The 25,721-nt window shown below is 57.1% G+C and carries 20 protein-coding genes; 7 read left to right on the top strand and 13 right to left on the bottom strand.

What is annotated here, in order from left to right:
* Positions 1–205 precede the first annotated feature (205 nt).
* Together ACH3PB_RS13035 and ACH3PB_RS13030 are read left to right on the top strand one after the other, a co-directional pair.
* Positions 206–1,477: a TIGR03862 family flavoprotein gene (locus ACH3PB_RS13035; RefSeq protein ID WP_416395510.1), complete on the top strand. Its 1,272-nt coding sequence runs from the start codon at positions 206–208 to the stop codon at positions 1,475–1,477.
* Complete coding sequence (locus ACH3PB_RS13030) at positions 1,474–1,671, top strand: hypothetical protein (RefSeq protein WP_416395508.1); 198 nt, start codon at positions 1,474–1,476, stop codon at positions 1,669–1,671. The genes ACH3PB_RS13035 and ACH3PB_RS13030 overlap by 4 nt, the downstream gene beginning before the upstream one ends.
* Here the strand turns inward: ACH3PB_RS13030 and ACH3PB_RS13025 are convergent.
* Positions 1,658–2,545 (bottom strand): LysR family transcriptional regulator, encoded by an 888-nt coding sequence (locus ACH3PB_RS13025; RefSeq protein ID WP_416395506.1) that lies wholly within the window; start codon positions 2,543–2,545, stop codon positions 1,658–1,660. The two genes, ACH3PB_RS13030 and ACH3PB_RS13025, sit on opposite strands and share 14 nt — an antisense overlap.
* 134 nt (positions 2,546–2,679) lie before the next feature.
* Between ACH3PB_RS13025 and ACH3PB_RS13020 the strand changes: the two genes are divergently transcribed.
* From ACH3PB_RS13020 to ACH3PB_RS13010, 3 genes are all read left to right on the top strand, one after another.
* A complete protein-coding gene (locus ACH3PB_RS13020) occupies positions 2,680–3,066 on the top strand; it encodes a nuclear transport factor 2 family protein (RefSeq protein ID WP_416395504.1) in 387 nt (128 codons plus the stop codon).
* Positions 3,066–3,308, top strand: coding sequence for a tautomerase family protein (locus ACH3PB_RS13015; RefSeq protein ID WP_416395502.1), 243 nt, complete (start codon positions 3,066–3,068; stop codon positions 3,306–3,308). The genes ACH3PB_RS13020 and ACH3PB_RS13015 overlap by 1 nt, the downstream gene beginning before the upstream one ends.
* A gap of 180 nt (positions 3,309–3,488) precedes the next feature.
* Positions 3,489–7,220, top strand: a complete 3,732-nt coding sequence (locus ACH3PB_RS13010) for a di-heme oxidoredictase family protein (RefSeq protein ID WP_416395500.1) — start codon at positions 3,489–3,491, stop codon at positions 7,218–7,220.
* 148 nt (positions 7,221–7,368) lie between these two features.
* Here the strand turns inward: ACH3PB_RS13010 and ACH3PB_RS13005 are convergent, their stop codons facing one another.
* Positions 7,369–7,608 (bottom strand): FitA-like ribbon-helix-helix domain-containing protein, encoded by a 240-nt coding sequence (locus ACH3PB_RS13005; protein WP_416395499.1) that lies wholly within the window; start codon positions 7,606–7,608, stop codon positions 7,369–7,371.
* A gap of 70 nt (positions 7,609–7,678) precedes the next feature.
* On the opposite strand from ACH3PB_RS13005, the gene ACH3PB_RS13000 reads away from it, so the two are divergent.
* Complete coding sequence (locus ACH3PB_RS13000) at positions 7,679–8,914, top strand: hypothetical protein (RefSeq protein WP_416395497.1); 1,236 nt, start codon at positions 7,679–7,681, stop codon at positions 8,912–8,914.
* Between the two features lie 4 nt (positions 8,915–8,918).
* On the opposite strand, the gene ACH3PB_RS12995 is transcribed toward ACH3PB_RS13000, so the two are convergent.
* From ACH3PB_RS12995 to ACH3PB_RS12965, 7 genes are all read right to left on the bottom strand, one after another.
* Positions 8,919–10,064 (bottom strand): iron-containing alcohol dehydrogenase, encoded by a 1,146-nt coding sequence (locus tag ACH3PB_RS12995; RefSeq protein WP_416395495.1) that lies wholly within the window; start codon positions 10,062–10,064, stop codon positions 8,919–8,921.
* Between the two features lie 2 nt (positions 10,065–10,066).
* Complete coding sequence (locus tag ACH3PB_RS12990) at positions 10,067–11,446, bottom strand: aldehyde dehydrogenase family protein (RefSeq protein WP_416395493.1); 1,380 nt, start codon at positions 11,444–11,446, stop codon at positions 10,067–10,069.
* A gap of 43 nt (positions 11,447–11,489) precedes the next feature.
* A complete protein-coding gene (locus ACH3PB_RS12985) occupies positions 11,490–12,857 on the bottom strand; it encodes a glutamine synthetase family protein (RefSeq protein ID WP_416395492.1) in 1,368 nt (455 codons plus the stop codon).
* A 69-nt stretch (positions 12,858–12,926) separates the two neighbouring features.
* The gene (locus ACH3PB_RS12980; protein WP_416395490.1) at positions 12,927–13,964 is read right to left on the bottom strand and encodes a TRAP transporter substrate-binding protein; all 1,038 of its coding nucleotides are present in this window, start codon (positions 13,962–13,964) and stop codon (positions 12,927–12,929) included.
* Positions 13,965–14,002: 38 nt separating this feature from the next.
* A complete protein-coding gene (locus ACH3PB_RS12975) occupies positions 14,003–15,325 on the bottom strand; it encodes a TRAP transporter large permease (RefSeq protein WP_416395488.1) in 1,323 nt (440 codons plus the stop codon).
* Positions 15,326–15,832, bottom strand: a complete 507-nt coding sequence (locus ACH3PB_RS12970; protein ID WP_416395486.1) for a TRAP transporter small permease subunit — start codon at positions 15,830–15,832, stop codon at positions 15,326–15,328.
* Positions 15,820–16,626: an N-formylglutamate amidohydrolase gene (locus ACH3PB_RS12965; protein ID WP_416395484.1), complete on the bottom strand. Its 807-nt coding sequence runs from the start codon at positions 16,624–16,626 to the stop codon at positions 15,820–15,822. The genes ACH3PB_RS12970 and ACH3PB_RS12965 overlap by 13 nt, the downstream gene beginning before the upstream one ends.
* A gap of 515 nt (positions 16,627–17,141) precedes the next feature.
* On the opposite strand from ACH3PB_RS12965, the gene epsA reads away from it, so the two are divergent.
* A complete protein-coding gene (gene epsA / locus ACH3PB_RS12960; RefSeq protein ID WP_416395482.1) occupies positions 17,142–17,975 on the top strand; it encodes an XrtB/PEP-CTERM-associated transcriptional regulator EpsA in 834 nt (277 codons plus the stop codon).
* Here epsA and ACH3PB_RS12955 read toward each other — a convergent pair.
* From ACH3PB_RS12955 to wecB, 4 genes are all read right to left on the bottom strand, one after another.
* Positions 17,960–18,952, bottom strand: coding sequence for a DUF4434 domain-containing protein (locus ACH3PB_RS12955; RefSeq protein ID WP_416395480.1), 993 nt, complete (start codon positions 18,950–18,952; stop codon positions 17,960–17,962). The two genes, epsA and ACH3PB_RS12955, sit on opposite strands and share 16 nt — an antisense overlap.
* Positions 18,953–18,973: 21 nt before the next feature.
* On the bottom strand, positions 18,974–22,750 hold the full coding sequence (locus ACH3PB_RS12950; protein ID WP_416395478.1) for an NfrA family protein: 3,777 nt from the start codon (positions 22,748–22,750) through the stop codon (positions 18,974–18,976).
* A 189-nt stretch (positions 22,751–22,939) separates the two neighbouring features.
* Positions 22,940–24,565 carry a glycosyl transferase family protein gene (locus ACH3PB_RS12945; RefSeq protein WP_416395477.1) on the bottom strand — a complete coding sequence of 542 codons (1,626 nt, stop codon included), beginning with the start codon at positions 24,563–24,565 and terminating at the stop codon, positions 22,940–22,942.
* A gap of 5 nt (positions 24,566–24,570) precedes the next feature.
* Complete coding sequence (gene wecB / locus ACH3PB_RS12940; protein ID WP_416395475.1) at positions 24,571–25,716, bottom strand: non-hydrolyzing UDP-N-acetylglucosamine 2-epimerase; 1,146 nt, start codon at positions 25,714–25,716, stop codon at positions 24,571–24,573.
* Positions 25,717–25,721: the final 5 nt, after the last annotated feature.

The following is a 25,721-nucleotide window of genomic DNA, read 5'->3' as shown; positions in this document are numbered from 1 at the left end:
GGGGAGAGTAAAGTGGTTGAAGGCGCAAAGACCTGAACTTTCTGATGATCGCATCGTAAGTGTGAACCTCATCACTGGCTTCATGCTGCGGCAGCTATTTGCACGGGTGCCAGCTTTAGTCGTCTGAGGCAGCCCTCAGCGATGGGAAGTTTTCGTTCCGTGCTACCATCGTGAAACAGTTCGCTGTCATTAAGCAGATCTCACTATGCAAGACCATAACTTGTCCTCACTCGTTGCTGTCATCGGTGCAGGCCCTGCAGGCCTGATGGCGGCGGAAGTCATTGCCAGGGCCGGTCATGAGGTTGCCGTCTTTGATGCCATGCCGAGTGCCGGTCGCAAACTTCTGCGCGCGGGCATCGGTGGTTTGAATATCACCCATGCAGAGCCGCTCGCGAACTTTGCGAAACGTTATGGTGAACGCAATGGCGCGATCGCCCCTATGCTCGAGATGCTTAAGCCAGCGCAGCTCACCGAATGGGTTCACGAGCTGGGTATCGAGACCTTCGTCGGCTCCTCACAGCGGGTGTTTCCGGTGGACAAGAAGGCGGCGCCACTGCTTCGGGCATGGCTCAAGCGTCTGCGGGGCATGGGGGTGCAGTTCCATATGCGCTCGCGATGGCTAGGTTGGGAAGGTAAGGCCTTACACTTCGAAACGGCTCAGGGCTCGATTTTGCTGCGACCGGAGGCTACGGTCTTGGCCATGGGTGGAGCAAGCTGGCCAGAACTTGGTTCAGATGCGCGCTGGGTACCCTGCTTACGCGACCGCGGCGTGAGCATTGTCCCGTTTCGCCCCAGCAATTGCGGGTTCCAGGTAAACTGGAGCGAGCACTTCAAAAGCCGCTATGCGCGGCAGCCAATCAAGTCTGTTCGCGCCCGGCTAGGAACGTCGGCTGCAGGCGCAGATGGCTGGAAAAGCGGCGAGCTGATGGTCACGGAAGAGGGCCTCGAAGGCGGGCTGGTCTATGCCCTCTCTGCCACCGCGCGTGAGCAGGTTGCCCAGCACGGTGGGACGACGCTGTGGCTGGACCTCACTCCTGGGCGAAGCGAAGCCCAATTGGCGACAAGACTTGCCGAGCCCAGGGGGAAGAACTCCATGGCCAAACACCTCAAGGGCAAGGCGGGGCTGGAGGGCGTGAAGGCAAGCCTACTCAGGGAATTCGGCGGCACCAGCACAATGAGCGATCCGACTCAGCTTGCTCGGCTGATCAAGGCTGTTCCGATAAATCTCGGTGCACCTTTCAGCATTGATCGAGCTATCAGCAGTGCAGGAGGCGTATGCTTTGAAGGACTCGATGAGCATCTGATGCTGAAAGCAATCCCAGGCGTATTCTGTGCCGGAGAGATGCTCGATTGGGAGGCGCCGACTGGCGGATACCTGATTACCGCCTGCATGGCCAGTGGCAAGTTTGCAGGCTCTGGAGTTCTTGAGTTTCTGGCTGCACGCCAAGCCAGGTTACGAGGAGGAATTGATCTATGAAGGCGATATTGATTTTTTTGAGTCTCCTGAGTGTCGTAGGCTGCAACAACAAGGCTGTTTACGACAACATTCAATACAACAAGCGTACCGACTGCCTGAAGGTTCCAGCTTCCGAATACGAACAGTGTATGGAGGGCGTTGACCGCTCATACGAGGAGTATGAGAGGCAGCGCAAGGCAGTTATCGACGGTTAGCCGAATTCTGTAGCGCTTCCCACAGGGTAGTCCCCACCATGCCCGCTTGGTGGTCCCTGCGCCGGATCTGATACAGCGACGAGTGACGAGGTGGAAACTCTGCAAGATCAAGTTGTACGAGCTTGCCGGCCTTCAGCTCGGACCTGATCATATGCTCTGGCAAACCACCCCAGCCCATACCTGCCATGATGACTTCTTTCTTGGCCGCGAAATCAGCGACCGTCCAGCGCAGCGTGCCATTGAGCACATCGCGGCTCTGCTCGAAAGTACCGCGGCCTGTTCCCGAGGTGATCACCTGGGTGAACCTGCTCATGGTGACCGTGCTAATCCTGCCCGACTTGCGATTTGGACCGTAGTCTGGGCGGGTGACCGGGATTATCTCAATCCTCATGTATGGGAGCGCTTCAACCTCTTCTGTCGACAGGCCATCCATGGTAGTGACGACGATGTCTGCCTCACCGTTCATCAGCCGCTCAGCGGCGCCGCCCATGGCATCACTCAGCAGCCGAATATGCGTATCGGGATACTGCTGAATGGTTTCGTCCACTGTCGCCAGCAAAGGCTTTAGCGGACACGTAGCTGTGACAGACAGGGTGACTTGAGGCTCCTGGAATGCTGCCAGCTTGCGCGTCAGATTCGAGAGGACCTGCATCTCGGCTAGAACGGTTTTTGCCTGTCGATAGAACGCTTCTCCTGCTGGTGTGAGCACAGGTCGGTAATGTTCGCGCGACAGCAGCGTGAGGCCGATCTCCGCCTCCAGCACTTTTATCGCTTGAGTCAGCGCAGGCTGAGAGCGATGGAGTGTAGCTGCCGCCTCACGAAAACTACCGGTAGTGACAATGGCATGCAGTACCCGCAGCTGTTCGATTTTCATCAGCGGTACCCGCGTCTTGAGATGATAATAAAAACGGATCGTGTTCAGTCGAAGATAATATTATTAAGTTGGACTGGCAAGTATTAGGATGGGCTACATGAGTCAAGATCATAGACAGGGGAACCAAAACGCATATGAGCCAGTCACTTGAGTTTAATGAGATCCAGTACATGCTGGAGAAATACTTCGACGGCCTGTTCCGCGCCGATAGCAGTATTCTCTCCGAGGTCTTTCATCCAGATGCGCGCTACGTCAACGCCGTGCCTTCAAGTTACCGCAACCTGACGCTGGACACGTATCTGAAGATCGTCGATGAGAGAGCGGCGCCTGCCGAGAGCGGTGCCAAGCGGGAGGCGCGTGTTGTAGCAATCGAGATCATCGGCCCTCATTTGGCCTGTGTGAAAGCTGAAATGGTCATGATGGGCCGGTACTATACCGATTGCCTGACGCTCATCCGCGTCGACGACAGGTGGTTGATCATCACCAAAGTATTCCACTACACACTTGCAGGAGATCAGTGATGCCGTACGTCAATATCAAGGTCACACGAGAAGGAGGACCGGACGGAGTTGGTCCTTCAGCTGAACAGAAAGCCGAGTTGATAGCAGGTGTAACCGAGCTCCTGACTCGTGTACTCAATAAGGACCCTGCTACAACCTTTGTGGTAATCGACGAGGTCGATCTCACAAATTGGGGGGTGGGAGGGCTGCCCGTGCCGGAGTATCGGGCCAGGAAGCGAGCGTCCGAATCTTCAGCGCAATAGCATGCAGGCGCGTCTGCGGCCTTCGCGGCCGTGGACCCACTGTACGCTGCTGATCAGCGTAACCACGTCACATTCCCGAACAAATAGGCCATCTGGTCCCAAGCGCTCATCCATTCCGACGATGCCCTCGTGGCATCAATCACTTAGCTTCGCTGGTATAACGATAAACGGAGCTTTGCAATGGATCTCACCACCACCCACCGGCCGCCTGCCATTCACTTCGCACTGGGTTTGTCACTGCTTTCTGTGGCACTTGGCAGTTGCTCGACGAGCGCAGCCGAGCTTGGCCGACTGTTGTGGGAAGACAACTTCAATACTCTCGACTCACGGATCTGGAACGTCGTAGAAGGCGACGGCTGTGAGCAGGGGCTTTGCGGCTGGGGCAATCAGGAGCTGGAGTGGTACAAAGCCGGTAACAGCTTCACAGCAAACGGCCAGCTCATACTTGAGGCCAAGCGCGAACCTGGACTCGCAGTGCAACACAATGGCAAGGCGTTCACCTCGGGAAAGATCGATACGAAGAACAAGCTTTCTGTTCAGTACGGGATGATCGAAGTGCGTATGCAGCAGCCTGTCGTGGGGACCGGTTTATGGCCTGCGGCATGGATGCTGGGAACAAGCGACGAACCCTGGCCGAAGAAAGGCGAGATCGACATGATGGAGTCTGGACATCGTGCGCAAGGCCGTGCAGAGGCGGGTTTCTCAGGCGCTGACATCAATAGCTTTGTCGGTGCAAACGTGATTTTCTACGCGGACGCCGCCTGTTCTGATGGAAACCCGACCTGTGCCGCCAGTACTGCCTGGCAGAATGACAATGCCTATCTTGCGCCAGCGCCGCTCAGTAATCGCTTCGTCACCTACCGCACCTATTGGACCGACTCCCAGATACGGTTCAGCATTCTGGACAATGGTGTCGAAACGGATCTGTATGAGCAGCCGATCACTATCAACGATGACATGGCTGCACTGCGGAAGCCCTTCTATCTGTTGCTGAACCTGGCTGTCGGCGGCAATTTCACTGATGCCGCGACAAACCAGCAGGTTACTGCGCCACTGCCCGCACAAATGAAAATCGACTACATCCGCATTTACGAACTTGATGGTCAGGGGCAGGTTTGGGTAGAGACGCCGGATCCGCAATCCGGCGTATTGCGAGTCGAAGCAGAATCCTATGACCGCTTCGTCGATACGACGCCAGGGAATAGTGGTGGCGCCTATCGTAACGATGATGTCGATATCGAACAGACCAGCGACGAAGGCGGTGGTCATAATGTTGGTTGGATGGACGCAGGTGATTGGCTGGAATTCGATGTGGATCTTCCGGCTGGCAACTACGATCTCTCTGCCCGTGTTGCCTCTGCCGTGGGAGGCGGCAGGTATCGCGTTTCAGTGGACGGTCGTTCGGCCGGCAGCAATACGGTCTCCAGTACAGGCGGGTGGCAGTCTTTTCAGACCCAGCCTCTTGGCACATTGACCCTCGACAGCAGCGGACGACACACGCTACGTGTCGCTGTTGATAGCGCAGCGCTGAACCTCAATTGGCTCGAGTTTACCCCGAAAGAAGGCCCTAGCAGGAACGACGATGTCAGCGGTGTCACCGAGATCGGCAGCGGCGAGATAGAATTTTTCGTCAACACGGCAGGCTGGGCTGACCTGCACTATAGCCTCAACGACGGAGGCCAGATCAATGTCAGAATGCCTCAGCAAAGTGGCAGGAACAGCTTTAAGGTTAGTGGACTGACTGCGGGCGATCGTATCAGCTATTTCTTTACCTATTTCGATGCCGGAATAAACGGCGCTGTCGATTCCTCAAGGCAAACCTTCACAGTCGGCAGTGGCGGTGGCTCGGATGGCAGCGATAACGGTGGTGACAATGGCGGAGTAGATGGTGGGGACAGCGACGGCGGCGACGGTGGTGGCACAGATGGCGGCAACGGCGGGGGCAATGGCGGTAATGCGGATGGGGGTGGCGGTTCGAATGGTGCCGGCAAGGTAGTCCCACTCTTCGGGCCGGCTACCCAACTCGAGCCGGCGATCCAGGTTGACCGCGGCGATGCACTCGTCACCCGATTTTCTGACAGGGCACGCGACCGTCATGCCAAGGAAAACCACTTCCAGGCTTATGACCATTACTTGAGCTTCTACTGGGAAGATCGCACGGCTGCAATAGAAATCGTCGACAGGGTCGCCAAGGGTGGCAACAGCATCCGCATGAACGTACGCGCCGAAAACAAACTGGACGACCTGCAGGCGGAGAACCGCTGGTGGTATATCGGCACCAATACGCTTGCAGAGTTCTGTGGAAACGGGGTGATGACCACCAACGACAATCGCAATTACTGGAAGGAAGAAACCTACAACTGTCGTGAAGGCCGACCCATCCAGAAGGGCGACAAACTCGAATTCGAAATCAGTCAGTTTCTCGACGAACGTACGCTCCCACGTGGCCGATCCAACTATTACGGCACCACCTTTCTCTACATCGTCGGTGAAGGCATCGTGCCCTGGAGCGTGACTGACAAGACCGTCTTTACACCAGGTCGAACCCTGCAACGTGATTCGGTACCAATACCGCAGCGCGCTCGCCTCGGCGGTGATACGACCCTGCATGTTCAGATGACGGCAGAACCAGATGGTCATTTCCAGCAGATGGCAACGAATCTGGGCTATGAAAATGGCCAGCCCTTCGTCCAGGGACGACGCGTGCATCACACTTCCTTCCTGAACGGCGCGCATGACGAGAACCCGGAAAACGGCGTGTTTGGCGAAATGTCAGGCAAGGCGGGTACGCACTATATCAACGATCGCTGCGCTGGCTGTCATGTTCGCAATGGACGGGCGCCAGTTGCGCCAAATGGCGAGGCACTGGATAAGTGGGTATTCAGGATCGGCGATGCCAACGGCGGTCCAGATCCTGAACGGGGTAGGGTGCTGCAACCACGCAATATCGGTATCAATAATGCGAGCGCAGGTGAGGGCGTTGCTTCCATCGCGTTCTGGAGCGAGTCAAATGGTTTGCGCTCACCAAACTATGAGTTCAGCTATGGAGCGCCAGAAACCTTCTCGGCGAGGATTGCTCCGAATATCAATGGCATTGGCCTGCTTGAGGCCATTCCTGAAGCAGCTATTCTGGCGAAAGCTGATCCTGACGACCGGAATGGTGATGGAATCTCCGGTCGGGCTCAGGAAATCCGCGATCCAGTCACTGGCGAAAGCCGCTTGGGCCGCTTCGGCTACAAGGCCGGGAGCTTCAGCGTGAAGCATCAGGTAGCTTCGGCGTTCAATACCGACATGGGCGTTATGACCACAATGCTGCCTTCGCCCGACTGTGGTCCCCAGCAAGTTGAATGCGGCAGCAGCGGCGCGGAAATTCCAGACTCAGAAGTGAATAAACTTGTGAAATACATCTCACTCCTGGGCGTGAGACCTCAGCGTGATTACGACAATCCCGAAGTCCGTCGCGGTGAAACGGTCTTCAACGACATCGGTTGCGTTGGCTGTCACACACCAGAGCAGAAGACGAGTCAGTACCACCCGCTGGGAGAACTGCGGAACCAAACCATCAGGCCATACACAGACATGCTTCTACACGATATGGGACCCGGCCTTGCGGACAATCTCGGCGAAGGCATCGCCAGTGGCAGCGAATGGCGTACGGCGCCACTTTGGGGCTTGGGTCTGTCAGCTTGTGTGACCGGCGGCGTCACCGGCGGGCGTGGTTGGGACGCCTTTGGTCTGGATGGTTATGAGCGCTGTACGCCAGATGCCAACTTCCTCCATGACGGCCGTGCTCGTACGATCGATGAAGCGATCCGCTGGCATGGCGGCGAAGGCGAGGCCTCGAAAGTGGCTTATGAAGGCCTGGGTGGCGGTGACAAAGGGGCATTGCTGAGGTTCCTCGAATCCTTGTAAGACTGGAGGACCAGGCGCGTGGTGAAGCGCGCTGAATCAGGTAAACGGGTTCAGCAGCTTCGCTCCGGCAACGTCAAAATCGCATTCTTTGGCGCGCCAAACTCGACGCGCGCAAAGTCCTCATCTGTCCCGACGTTTGGCATTTCCATCAAAATCTCGGCGAGAGATTTTTTTTCGGGCGTATCAAGGCCTGTTCCAGTATTCGCCGATGTTCAGCTTCAACACCGATGCCATGCCTGCGTGCCTGCACTTTCAGTGCATTGGCAACGTTATTGTCAATATTACGTACAATCAGACTGGCCATTTCAAAAGCCTCTACAAGGGTATTTTGCATGATGACAACGTTGCTATCACTTTTCTCATAAGGCCGGGTACCTTTCAAACTCAATTATCAGCAATGCCCGTATAGCATTAGAAAACGGATCCACAGTGTCTCTATGACTCCAGACCTATCTTTCATGTCTCTATATCGTCGCTGCCTCCCGGTTTTATTGCTCTCCTCAAGCCTGGTCCACGCCAACATTGGTCCCGACCATTTCCCGCAACCATGGCGAACCGAGGCGGTGGTTGATGGCCGGGATCAGAACTTCAATGCCGTTCGTTACCTTCACGAATTCAGCTATCGCCATAGCCAACGACATCCTGGTCCCACGGAATCCGGCATCCGAGGCACGGCCGGGAGTGTAGGCAGCGACGTTCTGTACCTGGATTTTCGATACCGCCAGGACTTCGAGTTCAACGACGGTCGACAGGCCTTCATGCTTGATATCCAGCGCGGTGAAGATCTGGATGGTCTCTACGAGCGGCAGATTTTTGGCTTCCGCCATCAGCTCATGGAGAAAACTGAAATCTGGCTGCAGGGGGATGTCACGGCAGACAAGTCGACAGCTGATGTTTATTTCAGTGTGCGCAGATATTTGGGTAACGAGAGTTGGTTACACGCCAGCTGGATTCTGCCGGACACCTATTTCAACACCAAGAGTGATACCGGGGACGAGTTCGATACCGAGCCGGCCACCGCCTTTCTGCAGTGGCACCAGCCTTTGAATGGTGCTGATGATGCGCTAGGCACAACGCTGTCACTAAATTACTCTCCAGAAGCGGTCATCGTGAGTGAGACCAGTCAGCTAAGGGCTGAAAGCGAGTCCTTCAGCGCAGCACTGACGCACGACTGGCTGCTTCCGAACTGGCTACTGACGATTGACGTCGCGGGCGAACGAACCCGCCGGGCGTATCAGTTGACCCAGGCTGAGGGTGAGGTTAATGCGGCGGATTTCGACCGCTACCTCTGGGAACTTACACTACAGGCCACCTACATACCTCACTCCAACCGGCCTTCCGTAGGACTTAGATATCTGTCGGTGAGAGAGCAGGGCTACTTCGGTCGCAACCTGGATGATGTCGGTGATATCGATCGCCGTGAGCCGATGATATTCGGCAGCCTGCGTTTCGCGATCTCAGAGCGGGCGTTCTTTACGCCGGAGATTTATGCAAGCTACGTGAACATCGACCAGCGCTTCGAAAGCGGGCGCAATCGCAATCGTGACGAAAACGGTTTTATCGGAAAGCTGGCTTTTCCCTTTGAGTACCTCATGTCCGCCGAAGACAGGGCCGTGCTGACCATCTCACCCAGCATACTCCTGCACGAACTGCGCTTTGGAGGAGGCAATCTACAGGTGCACTGGCCGCTCTGAAGTATTAAAAGCAGGCCTTCAACAGTGCCTTGGTATTGTCCGCCGTCATCACGACTGGATTGCCGCCGGCACTCGGATCTTCCAGCGCCATGGCCACCATGTCGTCTATGCGATCGTCAGCTACTCCCAGTTCGCCCAGTGTTTGTGGGATATTCAATCGTACCCGCAGCTCGTTCACATAATCCACAAAACCATCAAAACCACCCTTGATATCCAGATACCGTGCGATATCGCAGACTTTGTCCTTGATCGCCGCACGGTTCATCTGTATGACAGCAGGCAGCACGACGGCATTGGTCATACCGTGATGGGTGTGGTAAATCGCGCCTACCGAATGCGACAGTGCGTGGCAGGCGCCGAGGCCTTTCTGAAACGCCACTGCGCCCATGGCTGCCGCCGCCATCATTTGCCCGCGGGCTTCGATATCAGTCCCGTCGGCGTATGCACGTGGCAGGTAGGTCTTCACGATGCGCATGCCCTCCAGCGCAATGCCCGCACTCATTGGATGGAAGAATGGCGAGCAGTAGGCTTCGAAGCAATGGATGAAGGCATCCATACCGGTGCCCGCGGTGATTACCGGTGGCATACCGACAGTCAGTTCAGGATCAGAAATGACGATTGAAGGCAGGAATTTTGGATGGAAGATGATCTTCTTGACGTGGGTCTGGCTATTGATAATGACGCTGGCGCGACCCACTTCCGAACCCGTTCCCGCGGTCGTCGGCACGGCAATGATCGGGGCGATGTTCTCGGTTTTGGCCCGCGTCCACCAGTCACCGATATCTTCGAAATCCCATACTGGCCTGTCCTGACCAACCATGAATGCGATGAGCTTGCCCAGGTCAAGACCGGAGCCGCCACCGAACGCGATCACGCCGTCATGTCGGCCTTCACGATAGATCTGAACGCCAGCTGCCATATTGCGTTCATCAGGATTAGGATCGACCTCGGAATAGATCGCTCGTCCAAGACCAGCCTTCTCGAGCAGATCGAGGGTCGACTGTGTAATCGGGAAGTTCGCCAGGCCCCTGTCTGTCACCAGCAGCGGCTTGCTGATTCCGAGTGCCTTGCAGCAGTCGGGGAGCTCCGAGATACGACCCGCACCGAAACGTATCGCCGTCGGATAGGACCAGTTCGCTGTGAGTGTCATCTTCAGAGGCTCCGCATGTAATAGGATTTGGGGCGGGTCAGATTGTGATAGCCAATTGAGGACAGGCCACCCCCACGCCCTGTGTCCTTGCAGCCCGTCCAGCACAGCGCGGGGTCGAGATAGTCGCAGCGGTTCAAGTACACCGTGCCGGTTTCGATCTGATCGGCAATGCGTTCGGCACGTTCAAAATCCCTGGTCCACAGTGAGGCGGTCAGGCCATAGTCGCTGTCATTCATCAAAGCGATTGCTTCGGCATCATCCTGGACTTTCATAATGCCGACGACTGGACCAAAGGACTCTTCACGCATGACCCGCATGCTGTGGTCGACATCGATCAGGATCTGGGGCATGAGGTAGGCATCACGCTGGTTGGGAAATAGCGCCGGATCGATGAGCGCCTTGGCACCGGCCTTCACCGCTTCAGCAGTCTGCTCACGCACGAGATCCGCGAAGCGCACGTGCGCCATCGGGCCGAGTGTAGTCTCCTGCTCCAACGGATCGCCCAACTTATAATTACTGACAATGCCCACTGCCTTCTCGATGAAACGATCGAACAGACTGGCCACCACATAGATACGCTCTATGCCGCAGCAGCATTGACCGGAGTTGAACATTGCGCCATCGATGAGAGTGTCGACAGCCTTGTCCAGGTCGGCATCCTCCATCACGTAGGCCGGGTCCTTCCCACCCAGCTCAAGGCCGAGCCCGGTGAAGGTGCCCGCTGCCGCCTGCTCCATGGCTTCTCCGCCACTCACTGAGCCGGTAAAGTTGACGAAGTCGAAGCTGCGCGCGGCGATGAGTTGTGAAGTCGTCTCGTGTGTAAGAAAAACGTTCTGGAACAGGTCGGCAGGTATACCGGCTTCGGTGAAAGCCTGCACCAGATGCTCACCAGCCAGCAGGGTCTGCGACGCCGTCTTCAGTAGTACGGCGTTACCTGCTATAAGCGCAGGCGCCACTGTATTGATCGCGGTGAGGTAGGGATAGTTCCAGGGTGCCACCACGAGCACGACCCCGTGCGGTACCCGTTTGATATAACGGCGGCTTCTGGCAGTGTTCTCGATGTTTATAGGCGCGAGTGCGTCGGCTGCGATATCAGCCATATAGAACGCACGCTCTTTCACACCGCCGAATTCACCACCGTAGCGCACCGGCCTGCCCATCTGCCAGGCCAGCTGCTCGACGATCTCCTTGTTCATCTCGCCGAGCTTTTCCACACCAGCTTTTACCAGCTTGACCCGCTCATCCAGAGGACGTTGGCTCCAGCCAAGTTGAGCCACAGTCGCGCGCGCAACGGCGTCGCCCGCCTCTGAGATGCTCAGGGCAGGGCGCTGTGCATAAACTTCACCGTTGACCGGTGAAATGCATCGAATCATCTGTGTCATTTCGCTGCCTTCTCTTGTATGCCTTGCGTGTGTAACTTGATGCTCAGGCGCGCTCGAAGCCACGGCGCACTTCGTAGTCGGTGACCACGCGATCGAAGTCTTCCTGTTCCCACTCGGCCGAGCGGACGTAGTGGTCGATCACGTCGTCGCCCATGGCTTCGCGCAGCATCGTCGAACCGCGTAGTGCTGCCGTTGCTGCTCTCAGGTTCTTCGGTATCCGTCGTGTCTCTTCAGCACCGTAGGCATTGCCGCTGAACTCCGGTTCAAGCTTCAGCTTGCCGTCGATACCTGCGAGCATGGAAGCGATTTGCGCAGCCAATGCAAGGTAGGGGTTCATATCCGCGCCACCAATACGGCACTCTACACGCACGGCATCGGTGCCCGGTGAAACCACCCGATAACCGGCGGTCCTGTTGTCGACTGACCAGACCGCGCTTGTTGGCGCGAATGTACCTGCTGCAAAACGTTTGTAGGAGTTCACATAAGGGGCGAGAAAAAACGTCGTTTCATCCACGTGCTTCAGCATGCCCGCTAGAGCCTGTTGCATGAGCTTCGACATGCCGTGCTTTGCCTTGGGATCGAAGAAGACGGACTTGCCCTTTTTGTCACACAGCGACTGATGAATGTGGCCTGACGACCCTGCCGCGCTGTGGTGCCACTTGGCCATGAAGGTCACACTTCGGCCATTCTGCCAGGCGATTTCCTTCACTGCGTTCTTGACCAGAACATGGGTGTCAGCCATGTCGAGGGCATCAGAGTAATGAATATTCAGCTCTACCTGTCCTGGGTCCGCCTCGCCTTTGCTGCTTTCGACGCGAATACCAGCGCCATAGAGACCATTGCGGATCGGCTGCATAACGCCCTCTTCACGCGTGGTCTGGAATATGTGGTAATCCTCGTTGTAGGGACTCACCGGCGTCATATCGTGATACTTGTGGTCCTGCATCTGTTCAAAGGACTCACGAAAAATGAAGAACTCGAGTTCCGTGGCTGTCGTCATCGTCAGACCATGCTCGGCCAGGCGAGCAAGCTGCTTCTTCAGCACGGCACGTGGCGAGTGGGGAATGTCCTTGTGCGTAGCGTGATCGAGCAGATCGCAGAGGACGAATGCGGTGCCCTTGAGCCAAGGCAGCCGCCGCATGGTGGAGAGGTCGGGTTTCATGACGTAGTCACCATGACCGGATGACCAACTGGTCGACTTATAATTCTCGACGGGCGTCATTTCCAGATCGGTGGCAACCAGATACTTGCAGCAGTGGCTCTCCTCCCAGGCCGTATCGACGAAATACTGTGCCTGGAAGCGCTTGCCCATGAGTCGACCCTGCATGTCTGGAATGGCGGCGACTACGGTGTCGATCGAGCCATCCTCGACCAGCTTGGTGAGTTCCTTGAATGAGAGATTTGCAGCCATGTTGGCTCCGTGTTCATTATCAGAAATCGCCGGGCTGCCGAGTGGTGACAGCTCAGCGAACTACAACCTTCAGCTATAGCGATAGGGCCGTCCGGCCTTCTCCATCAGCTCACCATAGTCCTTGAAGATCTTGATGACCTTGGCCTTGGTTTCCGACTCCTTGGCGATCTCGTCCCAGAATACCTTCGCGGCTTTTTCGACTTCGGCCCACTCCTCATCAGGAATCGTGGTAAGTTTCATTTTTGAACCGTTTACGCGGAGCTCGGCTTCGCCACCCCAGTACCACCACTGTCTGTAATAATGCGAGCTGTCGAGAGTGACTTTCAAGAGCTCTTTCAGGTGTTCCGGCAACGCATTGTAGCGATCCATGTTGGCAAAGAAGGAGCCGGCCCAGGCACCCGAAATGTTATTGGTGAGGAAGTAGTCGGTCACATCCGCCCAGCCGACGGTGTAGTCCTCCGTGATCCCAGACCAGGCAATGCCGTCGAGCTCGCCGGTCTGAACCGCGACCTCGATATCCTCCCAGGGCAGGGAGACCGGCACCACGCCGAACTGGCTCATGAAGCGACCAGCGGTGGGGAATGTGAAGACGCGCTTGCCCTTGAGATCGTCCAGCGAATTGATTGGCTTCTTGGTGGCAAAGTGACAGGGGTCCCATGCACCGGCCGAGATGTGCTTGACGCCGACTTTGGCATATTCCTTCTCCCATATTTCCGCCAGCCCGTACTGGTTGAACAGCACCGGCACATCCAACGAATAACGGCTGGCGAAGGGGAAGTAGCCACCGAAGACCGTCACTTCCGTCGGCGAGGCCATGGAGTCGTCGTCGGACTGTACAGCATCGATGGTGCCCTTCTGCAACGCCCGGAACAGTTCACCCGTCGGTACCAGCTGGTCTGCGAAATACAGTTCAATCTGCATCTCGTCCCCGGCAATCTTGTTGAAACTTTCGATGGCGGGCTTGATAACGTGCTCAGCAAGTGCGGGACCTGCGTAAGTCTGCATGCGCCAGCGAATCTTAGGCTTTGCGGCGTAGAGTGCTGGCGGCGCCAGCGCGGCTGCACCAGCGATACCGGCTGTTGCGAGGAACTTACGTCTTGTGGTCATGATGCTCTCCTGGTTTCCGTTTTTCTGCCTTCGAGGTCTTATTTGCCGTACACGTAATTCGGAAGCCACATCGCGATGTCCGGAAAGACCATGATCAGCGCAAGCGCCAGTATCATGACAAGCACGAAAGGCAGGATGGAGCTGTAGATGTCGCGCAGTGAGATCTCTGGCGGCGCCATCGCCCGCATCAGGAACAGGTTATAGCCGAAGGGTGGCGTCATGTAGGCCACCTGCGTGGTGATCGTGTAGAGGATGCCGTACCAGATGAGATCGAAACCAAGCGCATCGACTAACGGCACATACAGGGGCGCGACGATAACCAGCATTGCGGTGTCGTCGAGGAAGGTGCCCATGATGAGAAATGACAATTGCATCAGGATCAGGATGGTCCACGGATTCAGCCCTAACTGCTCTGTAAACAGGCCTTCGATGGCCTGAACCGCACCGAGACCGTCGAACACTGCGCCGAATCCCAGGGCTGCCAGGATAATCCACATGAACATGCAGGAAATCCCGAGTGTCTGCCGAACGGAGACTTCGAAGACCGCCCGGTTCATTCGTCCCTTCAGAATCGCAGCCAGGAACGCGGCCATGGCCCCAATGGCAGAGCTTTCCACGAGGCTGGTCCAGCCGTTGATGAAGGGCACCATCATGACAGCGAAGATGACTAGCGGTAACAAGCCTGCACGCAGCAGGCGCAGCTTCTCGCGGGTGCTGACCTGACGTTCCTCAGCCGCCAGTGGCGGGCCAAGTTCGGGTTGTATCCGGCAGCGAATGTAGATATAGGCGATGAACATGGCCGCCATCATCAGGCCGGGCAGGACGCCCGCCAGCCACAGCTGTCCCACCGGCTGCCTGGCGATCATGGCGTAGAGCACCAGCACGACAGAGGGTGGGACGAGAATACCCAGCGAGGAGCCTGCCTGGACCACGCCCGTCACCATTCGCTTGTCGTATCCCCGCTTGAGTAGCTCAGGCAAGGCAATGGTCGCACCGATGGCCATTCCTGCCACGGATAGGCCATTCATTGCCGAGACCAGCACCATCAGCGCGATTGTGCCGATAGCCAGCCCGCCCGGCATAGGGCCCATCCAGACGTGAAACATCCTGTACAGGTCATCGGCAATCTTGGACTCTGACAGCACGTAGCCCATGAAGATGAACATCGGCAGGGTCAACAGCGGGTACCAGTTCATCAGCTTCATCGAGGCTGCGAAAGGGATGTCCGAACCACCGGTGCCCCAGAGCGCCAGGGCCGCAAGCGCTGCGACACCTCCAATGGCGCCGAAGACCCGCTGCCCGGTCATCAGCATGAGCATCATCGTGGAGAACATGAACAAGGCAATCAGGTCATACGACATCTAGAGGGTCTCTCCGCGGATGATCGCGATGTCCTTGAAGAACTCCGAGATGGCCTGTAGCAGCATGAGGAAGAAGCCGATGCACATGACGACCTTGATAGGCCACATGTACGGCCGCCAGGCAGTCCGGCTGCGAACGCCGTATTCGAGTGAATAGCTGGTGCTTTCGATAGCCCCGTAGAGCAGCACGCCGAGGTAGAAAACCAGGACGAAGACAGTAAAGGCGTCTACCCAGGCTTTCTTCTTTGCCGACCACTCACCGTAGAACAGATCCATCCGCACGTTCGAACCTAGCTGCAGCGAGTAGGGCCCGCCCATGATGTAGTACGCAACCATCGCAAACTGCGCCGCTTCCAGCGTCCAGAGTGAGGGCAGGAAGAAAGTCTTCGAAATCGATGACCAGAGCAGTATGCCGACCATGACGAATATGCCATACATCATGATGCGGCCGATGCGGTAGTTTACGGCGTCGACGACGCGGACATAGCCTCGGATCACTGGCCCCATTCGGGTTCGTCCTCATCATCGGAGAACTCTTCATCGAGTACCGGCCTGGCCTGCGCCACCTTGATTGCGGCGGTGAGCAAGCCTGACAGCATCAGGGCCATGGCCTCCTGGTCATGTGGCGTAGCGATGAGGTCGTTGCGGATCTCGATCATCACGTTCAGATAGTGAGATGGCAGCGCATGTGCTTTCAGGGTATGCGTTACACCATCTTTCGGCCCGTAGGGTTGATTGCGCCGAACGATGCGTTCGCAGTTCTGCTGCGCGATCTGCAGCAGGGCATCAGCCAGACGACTATCACGGTCGTGCAATATTCCGATCTCCACCGTACGCTGCTGCCCCTTGTACACCGGCGTGAAGCTATGGATGGTAATGATGATGGGTGTGCCCGACATACTCTGCAGTGTTGTCTTCAGCTGCTTCTTGAATGGCTTATACACACTGGCTACACGACTGGCCCGCTCAGCATCCCCGAGATTGGCATTGCCAGGAATGTCATGAATCTCGCTGCGCGCAGGCATGGCGTCCAGAGCGTGGGGCGGACGATTGCAGTCATAGACGAGACGCGACACGGCACTTGCGATCAGTCTCGCATCGAGCAGTTCACTGAGGTGTCTGGCTACCTCGAGCGCCCCCGGGTCCCAGGCGACATGGCTCTGCAGGACGGCGTCGTTGAGACCAAGACCGTGATACTGATCGGGAATGAAGTTACTGGCGTGTTCGCATACCAGCAGGATCTGAGAGCCTGCTTCAGGCCTGATGACCTGCGGCGCGATGCGACCAGCCGGGATGCTCATCGCGGAAACGAAAGTGCCTGTTCTGGAATCACGGAGCTCTTCCTTATACAGATGCTATGAAGAGAGTTCTTCAAAACGCAGGCGACTGTCAATATCTTTGTGAAAATATATTTTCACGAGTGATTGGTCTGTCTGTTTTCGAAGATACCGGACAAACCCTTCCCCAGGGTGTCGCGGGTTTTTACACGCCAGATCAGCTTGAGTCAGATGCAGAACATGCGTGGGTGTAGCCGACAACGCCTGTATGGCTCGTGGGCAGCGACTGAGCGGCAGGCTGTTATGGTTTCAGCTCAGCCTAGGAGGCGTCGAAGATTTTTACATAACGAAGAATAGAGTGGTCGACCTAATCCAATTAGACGATTGATAAATGTGTGGATTGCAATATGTGGAACGTATCTTGCTGATTAATATGGAATTTTTATGTTGGAGGTGGTCGTTTTCTGTTCGAGTAGTCAGTGTCCCACAGCATGGATCTCTTAACCCGGAGCATGACGCTCTTACACCGAGGGTAGAGTATGACGAAGATGGCTCACATCCTGAGTACCAACTTGTCCAATGCGCTTAATATCGAAAACAATCAGTTCATAAACGTGATACAGGAGGCGCTGAATATCCAGACGCATGCCGATCTGTTTCATTGGCTCCAGGGGGATCTTCAGACATATCTGCCGCATGAAATCCTGCTTGCCATCTGGCGGCTGCGCGAAAGCGAAACACTGCAGATCGATGTCATTTCTCCACTTCGTGAGATGCGGACATCCAATGTGGTCGGTGCCGACATGTTGCCCCTGAGACAAGATCTCCTGGCGCGCTGGGAGAAGGGTGGTCACCAGCTTTTTGACGTCCGGAATGAGGACGGATTTGTGCTCGATCACAGCAAGCAGGATACGCCTGACCCTGTGAGCATGAACTTCAGACGCATGCGGTCAGCGCTTGTTCATGGTATTCAGAATGTGCGGGAGCGCGACGAAATTATGTATCTGGTATTCAGTGAGGCGCTGTCTATCCCAAGGTCGGCTCATCACTATTTCAAGCTACTCCTGCCATATATCGATACGGCTTTGCGACAACTGCCGCCCTTGCGTGATCAAGCGTCTACTGCTGCTTTTGCGGGGCCTGTCTCCGACTTCGGTCTCACTTCGCGCGAGCGGGAGATCATGGAATGGGTCAGGGCCGGAAAGACCAATGAGGTGATTGGTGTGATTCTCGATATCAGTCGCTTTACCGTAAAGAATCACCTCAAGCGAATATTCAGAAAACTTGATGTCTCCAACCGGGCCCAGGCGGTCAACAAGATTTACGAATGTGCCGCGACTGCGCCTGGCTCAGGTTGTCAGGATCGACAGTAGAAACGCCGATACTGACTAAGCAACTCGGCCTGTCCCGGTCTACTGGAATCGAGCAGGTATTCCGGTACAGAAAACGCTACGATCTCATTTGGCCCGGGCTTCAGCGCCTGGATAGCGCCCATTTGGCGCAGGATTCGTGTAATGGGAGCCGCATGCGCGCTGAAGGGTGTGTCATCAAGCGGCGGCCCGCTCTGTTGTGAAAACAGCTCCACGATTATGCCCCAGTAGCGCTTGGATCGAGCAGCGATTCTGTTCACTCTGAGCGCGTATTCGTGGTGGTGGGGACGTGCCACCGTGCCCACGCCAGCACCATCCTGTAGTAGGACCCGTAACTCTGGTGCTGCTGCCCAGAGCGCTCGCCATAGCCGCTCAAATTGATCAGGCGATTGTGAACCGCTTACGTAGGTCGAAATGCTCACCGTCTTGTGAGGACTCAGTTGTGTAAGCAGGCTGACAAGGCTTCTCAGATGCTCCCGAAGCAGATCAACCTGCCAGGCTTGTGTCCAGGTGCGGTCGTCGATTTCTTCCGAGATATACCATCCTGCCAGTGCAGGATGACGGCCGAGTTCTGCTTCGAGCCGAGCGGCAGCCGCCAATGAGCGTTCGCGAAGGTTTGCCAGATATGCGGCCAGTTCATCGGCAGGCGCGCTGATTTGTGTGCCATAGTCGGCATCGGCTGCCAGGCCCAGAACGACCCGTAGCCCATTGGCATGTGCCTGATCCAGCCAACCACTGAGGAACCGTATACCTGGCTCGCGGCTCAGATCCAGCTCGCCGAAGACACTCCATTGCAGGTAGAGCGTCTCGACCCCCAGCCCTGCGATATCCTGCAGCGCTGCCTGCCACTCGTCCGGTGATCGTTCCAGGTCGGAAAGAAGGGGCTGCAGAAAGCTTGAGCGGAAAGGTGCGCCTGGGCATTCACCGGCTGCCGCTGGCAAAGTCATTGTCATTAGCAGCCAGAACAAGAGCTGTTTCACTGGCGGAACCTCCTGATCACGTTAAAAGCCATTGTGCAGGCGCAACACGAAGCCCGAGTTTTCATTGGTATTGCCACCCACCACCGCACGGTATTCAAGCGCCAGCTCAAGCTGACTACTATGAGTCCGATAGGCGTTGCCGCCAAACCAGCCGCGTAGGGCCGTACCAACGCCGATTTCGTAGCGCTTCTCCGTTTCGATGTCCTCGGTGTAGCTAGCACCTGCTATAGCATAGGGCGTCAGGTTCAGACCCTGCCGAATATGCGCGGCGACACCCTCACGCCACTCCCCGACCAGAAACTCTGCTCGGTCTTCCACGACCAGGGCTGCGTCCAGGTACACCGACCGGTAATGGCGGTACGTCTCACTTGGAGCATAAGCTGTGCCGCGATCGAACGAGGCACTGGCGCGGATCATCCAGTCGTTTCTGGCCTCGCGCCCCAGCGCAACCAGTCGCTCACCTGAGATGAGGAAATTGAGCGGGGCGAAGGGCTTGGCGCGAAGGCCAACACCACCCTGGGTTCGGCTGCCTTCTGTCGAAAGCGTGTCGTCTTCGAATGTCCAGATGCTACGCCCGAAAACCTCAACGTGACGACCGTCCGAAACGTTGTCGAGCCGATAGGCAATGTCGAGGCCGGCCTGGCTCCGAAAGCCGGCCAGGCCGACCGAGCCATCAGGATCGGAGGCATCATTGCCGTTCATACGACGCACAAACAGCCCCGTGTTTATCTTCAGACGATCCTCGAGCTGCTGTACTTCCCGCCGCCAGGCGTAGCCACGTTCATCAGTACCGGCGCTACCCTTGGCGTCACCTCGCTCAGTGTCCGGCTGCTCAGTCTGCGCCAGATCGATGCGACGGCGGAATGCACTCGCCGCGGCCTCGTCCTGACCCAGGCGCCGATAGACATGGCCGAGTTCTTCATACAGGGGCAGACGCTGTACATCCCCAGCCAGGGCCGCTTCGAAATGATCGGCTGCAAGACTGTCATCACCAGACCCAAGGTAGACGTAGCCGAGGCTTGCCCGGAACTCGGCATTCTCGGGGGCGAGCAATACCGCCTGCTCGAATTCATTACGGGCATCGAGCTGCTCTCCAAGTTTCAGCAGATATTGACCAAGCGCGTAGTGCCGGTCTGCGGTGGGTTTGGTCAGCACAGATCTGCGCTGCGCCTCTGCCGCCTGACGCAGGTCGCCATCCAGCGACGCCAGCCGGGCGAGCTCCTCATACAGCAATGCTCGCTGATCAAGCGCCAGTGCGTGTTCCTTGATCTGTGCAAGCATCTGGCTTGCCCGCTCGTGCTGACCGGCAAGCCGTGCTGCTCGACCTGCATTCAGCATCAGTGCCCCAGGACGGGTGCCCTCAGCGTTATAAAGCATCTCCCAAGCCTGCGCTGCGGTCGCCCAGAGACCATGCGCCTCGGCAAGCTTTGCCCACTTCCGCAGCACCATGGGCAGATCGGGATGTTTTGGCAGGAGTGATCCCACCAGTTGATGCATTTCAGACAAGGCGGCTGCGTGGTCATTCGCCGCCACCAGAATATCCACCAGTCGGACGTGTGTTTCTGTATCGCCCCGCAAGGCAAGCAGGCGTTTCTGGGTCTTCGCGGCCGAGACCAGATCACCTGATCCAACCTGGCGTTCCGCCAGGGCGTGCAGGGCAGGCGGGTAATTCGGCGCCAGTTGCGCAGCGCGTTCCAGAGCTGCCAGTTGAGCCGCGGAATCACCTGCCTGCGCATGCATGTCGGCAATTTCGAGAGCAATTGCGCCCGGTTCATCCACTTGACCTGGCTCATCGAGTAGCTGCGCCAGAACCTGTTCAGCAGCCTCGACACGTCCCAGCTCCCTGAGCAGCTGTCCTTTGAGTCTTGTGCCGTACACAGGCAGATTTGCGGTGGACTCAAGCAGGTCCAGGGCTTGCTCAATCTTCCCCGCTCGTCTCAAGGCCTGGACCTGCTCAAGCCTGAGATCTGCAAGAGCGCCTTCATTCGCTACGGCTATTCCAAAGTGCTCGGCCGCGAGTTCGGGGTCGCCTGATTCCAGAGACAGATAACCGAGACTCGCATGATACTCAGCATTGTTCGGAGCCAGTATGATGGCTTCCTGCAGCGCCTTGCGGGCTTTATCTGGTTCACCCAGCGCCTTCCATATTTCCGCCATGATGAAGTGGCGCTCGGCACTGGCGTGCAAATGTACTGCATCCTGTTGCCACTGCGCGGCAGCCAGTGTCTCACCTTCGGAAAGCGCTATCTGGGCACGCTCATCAAGGAACAAGGCGCGAACTTCAGGTTCCAGCCTAGCGATATCAAGCTTGACGATTAGCTGACGCGCCCGCACTGGTTGGCCTCCCAGGCGAGCCGAACGCACTGCCTGCAGCAGGTATCGTGGTGAGCTGCTTTCCTCCGCCAGAAATAAAGCCTCCCAGGCTTGTGCCGCAGCAATCCAGGCCTGCTCGGCTTCGGCGAGATCGGCCCACTGACGCAAGACCCGCAGTCGCTCCGGGTGATCGGGAGGCATCCTTTCCGCCAGCAGCGGTAACTCGTCCAGCGCACTCTGACGTGCATTGGCAGCGATTAGCACATCGACCAGCCTGAGGCGATTGTCAGCTTGATCCTCTACCGCGACAAGGGCCCGAAGTGTATCCGATGCCGCCTGGAGTTGGCCCTCGCCGATCAGCCGCTCCGCCAGCGCGCGCAGTGCCGGAGCATGGTTTGGCGACAGGGCGACAGCTTGCTGCAGCGCCGTCAATTGCGCTGCGAGATCGCCCGCTTTGGCATGGAGTTCGGCAACTTCGAGCGCCACCGCGCCCCGATCTTCCTGAAGCGAGGGTGCTTCCAGCAAACGCTTCATGATCTGTGCAGCGTCTTCTGGTCGGCCCAGCTCGGCAAGTAGCTGAGCATGCAGGCGTCGCCCATATGGCGAGGTCTGCTCTACGGTCTCCACGACCTCAAGTGCCTGTGCAACGAGACCGGATTCGGTGAGCGCCTGAGCCCAGGCCAGATACAGCTCCGGTTCCGGGTCACCCTCTCTTGCCGCCATGGCGAAAGCCTGTGTGGCTTGTTCCAGCTCGCTCCGCGCCATGTGAAGATGTCCCAGAGCGCTTGCCAGTTCCCGCCGAATCGCTACTGATTCCACTTTGCTCAAGCCTCGGTTCATGGTGACTGCTGCAAGCGCAGGTTGACCGAGATCCAGTTGAAACTGCGCAATGGCACGCCAGGCTTCTGGTGGAACGCTGTGCTCGCCGAATGCTGTAAGCATGAGCATTTGCAAAGCCTCCTGGGACCGTCCGAGATTGATGTAGGCGCGAATCAGCCGCAGGCGGTCCTCGAAGACCTGATCGGCGTCATGTTCTTCAAGCAGGGGAGGAACCGCTGCAAAATCACCACGTTGGATCGCGATATCAGCCAGTTGTCGCCGAATATAACGCTGCCTGTCCCTGTCCAACTCCTCCGCATCGAGGGCGCGGCGCCAATCATCTGCCGCCGATTCGGCGGCGCCCAGCCGCAGCTTTGCCAGTGCCCGGTAGTGGTGTCCCAGTCCCGGTTCGCGACCGATTTCGATCAACTTCGTTGCATGCTCTGCTGCAGATTGCGGATCGTCGAGTGGACCCAGGAACAGGATTACCAGGCGCAGTCGCACATCAACGTCTTCAGGGTCTACAGCAAGCACCCGCTCCAGTTCGTTAGCGGCCTCAACTGAATGGCCGGTGCCAATGAGCCGTTCGGCACGTTCCAGAAACGGGTATTTACGAAAGTTCGCCAGTTCCTCTTCGAGCCAGTTCTGAGCGCCTGTATCAGGCACTACTTCTTGTCTCTGGGATGGTGCACTGGCTGCTGTACTTCCAAACAGGAGACAGAGCAGGGCGGCCATAGCAACAGTGGCTAGATTCTTCAGGCGTCTTGATAAGCCGCGATAGCTTCCTAACTGAGCCGCGGCAGTTTTGGTTGTTTGCATGGGGCACCGGTTTTGCGCGTTCGTTTCAGGCTATCGCTACGCCGCTGTTTCAACGGCTTTCTGCATCTGCAAGGCCTGTTTGAGTGTTTGCTCGTTCAGCCAACCACGATCCAGCAGGAGTCGACCCAGGGGGCGGGGATCGTCGTGCTGCTCCGCGAGCACAGAATGCAGCTGCTCGGAAGGAATGGCGTGGAGGTCCAACAGCAGCTCTCCAAGGCGTTGCCGGCGAGGGCGGTCCATATGTGGGGCTACCGGAAAGGCATGTTGAGTCTTGTCCCAGCCCAGATGACGGCCGTAGATCAGATGCCCCGCAAACTGCCGAAGTGCCCGATTGCAAGCGTAGAAATTGACCACATTGGCCCAGATCTGACGGGGTGCCGAGAGTAGGCCCTGTCGCCAGCCGTAATAGTGGCTCATAAAGACGACCCTGTGCAGGACCCTGTTGCTGAGCAGGATCGCATTGACGATCATCAGCCACCACAGCCAGCTGTCTGCCGGCACGAGTTGAGGAAACCAGTAGCTGTCGGATAGCAGCACGTGGGTCACTTCCATCACGACAACGTTGAGCACCACGAAATAGGCCAGAAAACCTATTTGCGATGTGATCAGCGCCTTGCGATCACGAAACAGGATGTACCTGGTCGCCAGGTTGCCGGTCCAGCCGACATTCGCCCAGCCCTGAAGCGCGATGCCCAGTATCCAGCGAGCCTTCTGCCGATAGGCTGCTTTGAAGCTGTTTGGGAAATACTCACGCACAGCAATATATTCATCGGCACGGCCTGGGTTCCTGGACTCGCACTTGACCCTGACCCGCACGAATACCTGCCGCATGCCCAGCTCTCGTAGCCTCAGGCTGATATCGTAGTCTTCCGTAAGGCTGCCAGGATTGAATACCTCACCATTGCGCTCGCGATGCAGGGCCAGTATGGCCTTACGGCTGAATGCAGTGCCGACTCCGGCGCTCGGGACGATGCCCGTAAGCGCCGCACGGACCGGCACGTCCTTGGTATGACACTCGGTAAATTCATCCTTGTAATGCCCGCCGGTGAACTCCGTCCAGGGCCTGGGTAATGGCAGGACCGGGATCTGCACGAGGTCGTAGTGAGCGATCATGTAATTGAACAGCCGCAGCTCCAGGGGGTGCACTACATCCTCAGAGTCCTGCAGGACGAAGCCTGCAAACTCTATGTTTCGCGTCGCCTCGAACTCGAGTATCGAAGCGATCACCTCATTCAGACAGTCTGCTTTGCAGGTAGGCCCCGGCCGAGCGCCAACGACCTTATGAATGGTCGGGTTGGCAGCCGCTACCGCATCGACTTCGCGCTGTGTGTCCGGATCATTGGGATAGGTGCCTACGAAGATGTGGAAGCGCTTGTAGTCGAAAACCGTCAATGCGTTCTGCAGCATCTGTGCAATGACATCTGCCTCTTGCCAGGCCGGTACCATGAGCGCAATCGGACGCTCCTCTGCAGCCCGCAGTATTTCTGGAGAGAGCGATTCAGCTGCTGCGCTACCATTCAGGTGCCGGGAGAGCCGGCGACACCAGTAGCAGATGTCGATGAACAGATCATCGAAGCTACTGATAGCGATCAATACCGCAGTGGTGATGAGCAGCAGTTTTACGAAAAACCAGTAAATGGCAATGCTATCAACCCAGTCCATGCCACTTACTCCATGGCAGTGGCTAGTGACGCACGCTCATGCCTGCTGGGCTGCGTCGACAGCAGCACCGACATGGCGTGGGCAATCCTGGCTGCTGCGTGGCCGTCGCCAAAAGGGTTGGCTGGTGCGACCATCGCACGATACGCATCAGGGTCATCGAGCAGTCGCTGGGCTGAACGCACGAGGGCGTGCGGGTCGGTTCCGGTAACCTCGGCGTAGCCTTGCTCGACGGCCTCTGGTCGTTCCGTCAAGCGACGTAACACAAGCACAGGCACACCGTAGCTTGGTGCTTCTTCCTGTATACCGCCGGAATCAGTAAGCACGAGGTAGCTCTGGCTCAACATCTTCTGAAGGCCGATGTAGTCCAGTGGCGCGAGCAGGTGGATCCGAGAGTGTTCCCCAAGGAGACGGTGCACGGGCTCACGCACTCTTGGATTCAGATGAACTGGAAAATCAATTACGACATCCGGTCTGCTATCGGCAAGTTCGAGCAGCGCGGTACACATGTTTTCCATCTCATCGCCCCAGGCTTCGCGCCGATGCATGGTCACCAGAATCTGACGCTGCCCCCGAGCCGGTGGCTGGAGTTTCAACACTTTGTCCCTGACGTGGTGCACAGCGTCAACGACCGTATTACCTGTGATGAGGATATGCGCTTCTGGTACACCTTCGCGCCTCAGGTTGTCCGCAGCGCGCGGTGTCGGCGCGCAGTGAAGGGTCGCAAGGCTGGTGACCATCCGGCGGTTGGCCTCTTCCGGAAACGGATTGGCGCAGTCGAATGAGCGCAGGCCTGCTTCGACGTGAATGCAGGGAAGACGGTGATAGAAGGCGACGAGCGCAGCAGCGAATGCTGTCGTGGTGTCGCCCTGAACCACGACCGCCCTGGGGCTTGTCATCGAAAAGAGGTGATCAAATTCGCTGATCAGATTGCGGCTGAGCACCCCCAGCGAACCATCGGCGGCCATGCTGTTGAGCACGGTCCCAGGGCTGATACCGAAGGCTTCAAGCGCAAGGTCGGCCAGCGTGGTGTGTTGGCCACTATTGACCCATTCCACGCCATCAATACTAAATCGCTCAACAAGTTGCCTGTAAACCGGGGCGAGTTTGATGACTTCCGGGCGTGTGCCCGCAATCACGAAAATTTTTTTCATCTTGG

Origin of the sequence: Allohahella sp. A8, assembly GCF_047946665.1 — a bacterium.
In the GTDB taxonomy this organism is placed as follows: domain Bacteria; phylum Pseudomonadota; class Gammaproteobacteria; order Pseudomonadales; family Oleiphilaceae; genus Allohahella.
Note: the sequence above shows the minus strand (reverse complement) of the source record. Positions and strands in the feature narration are given on the sequence as shown.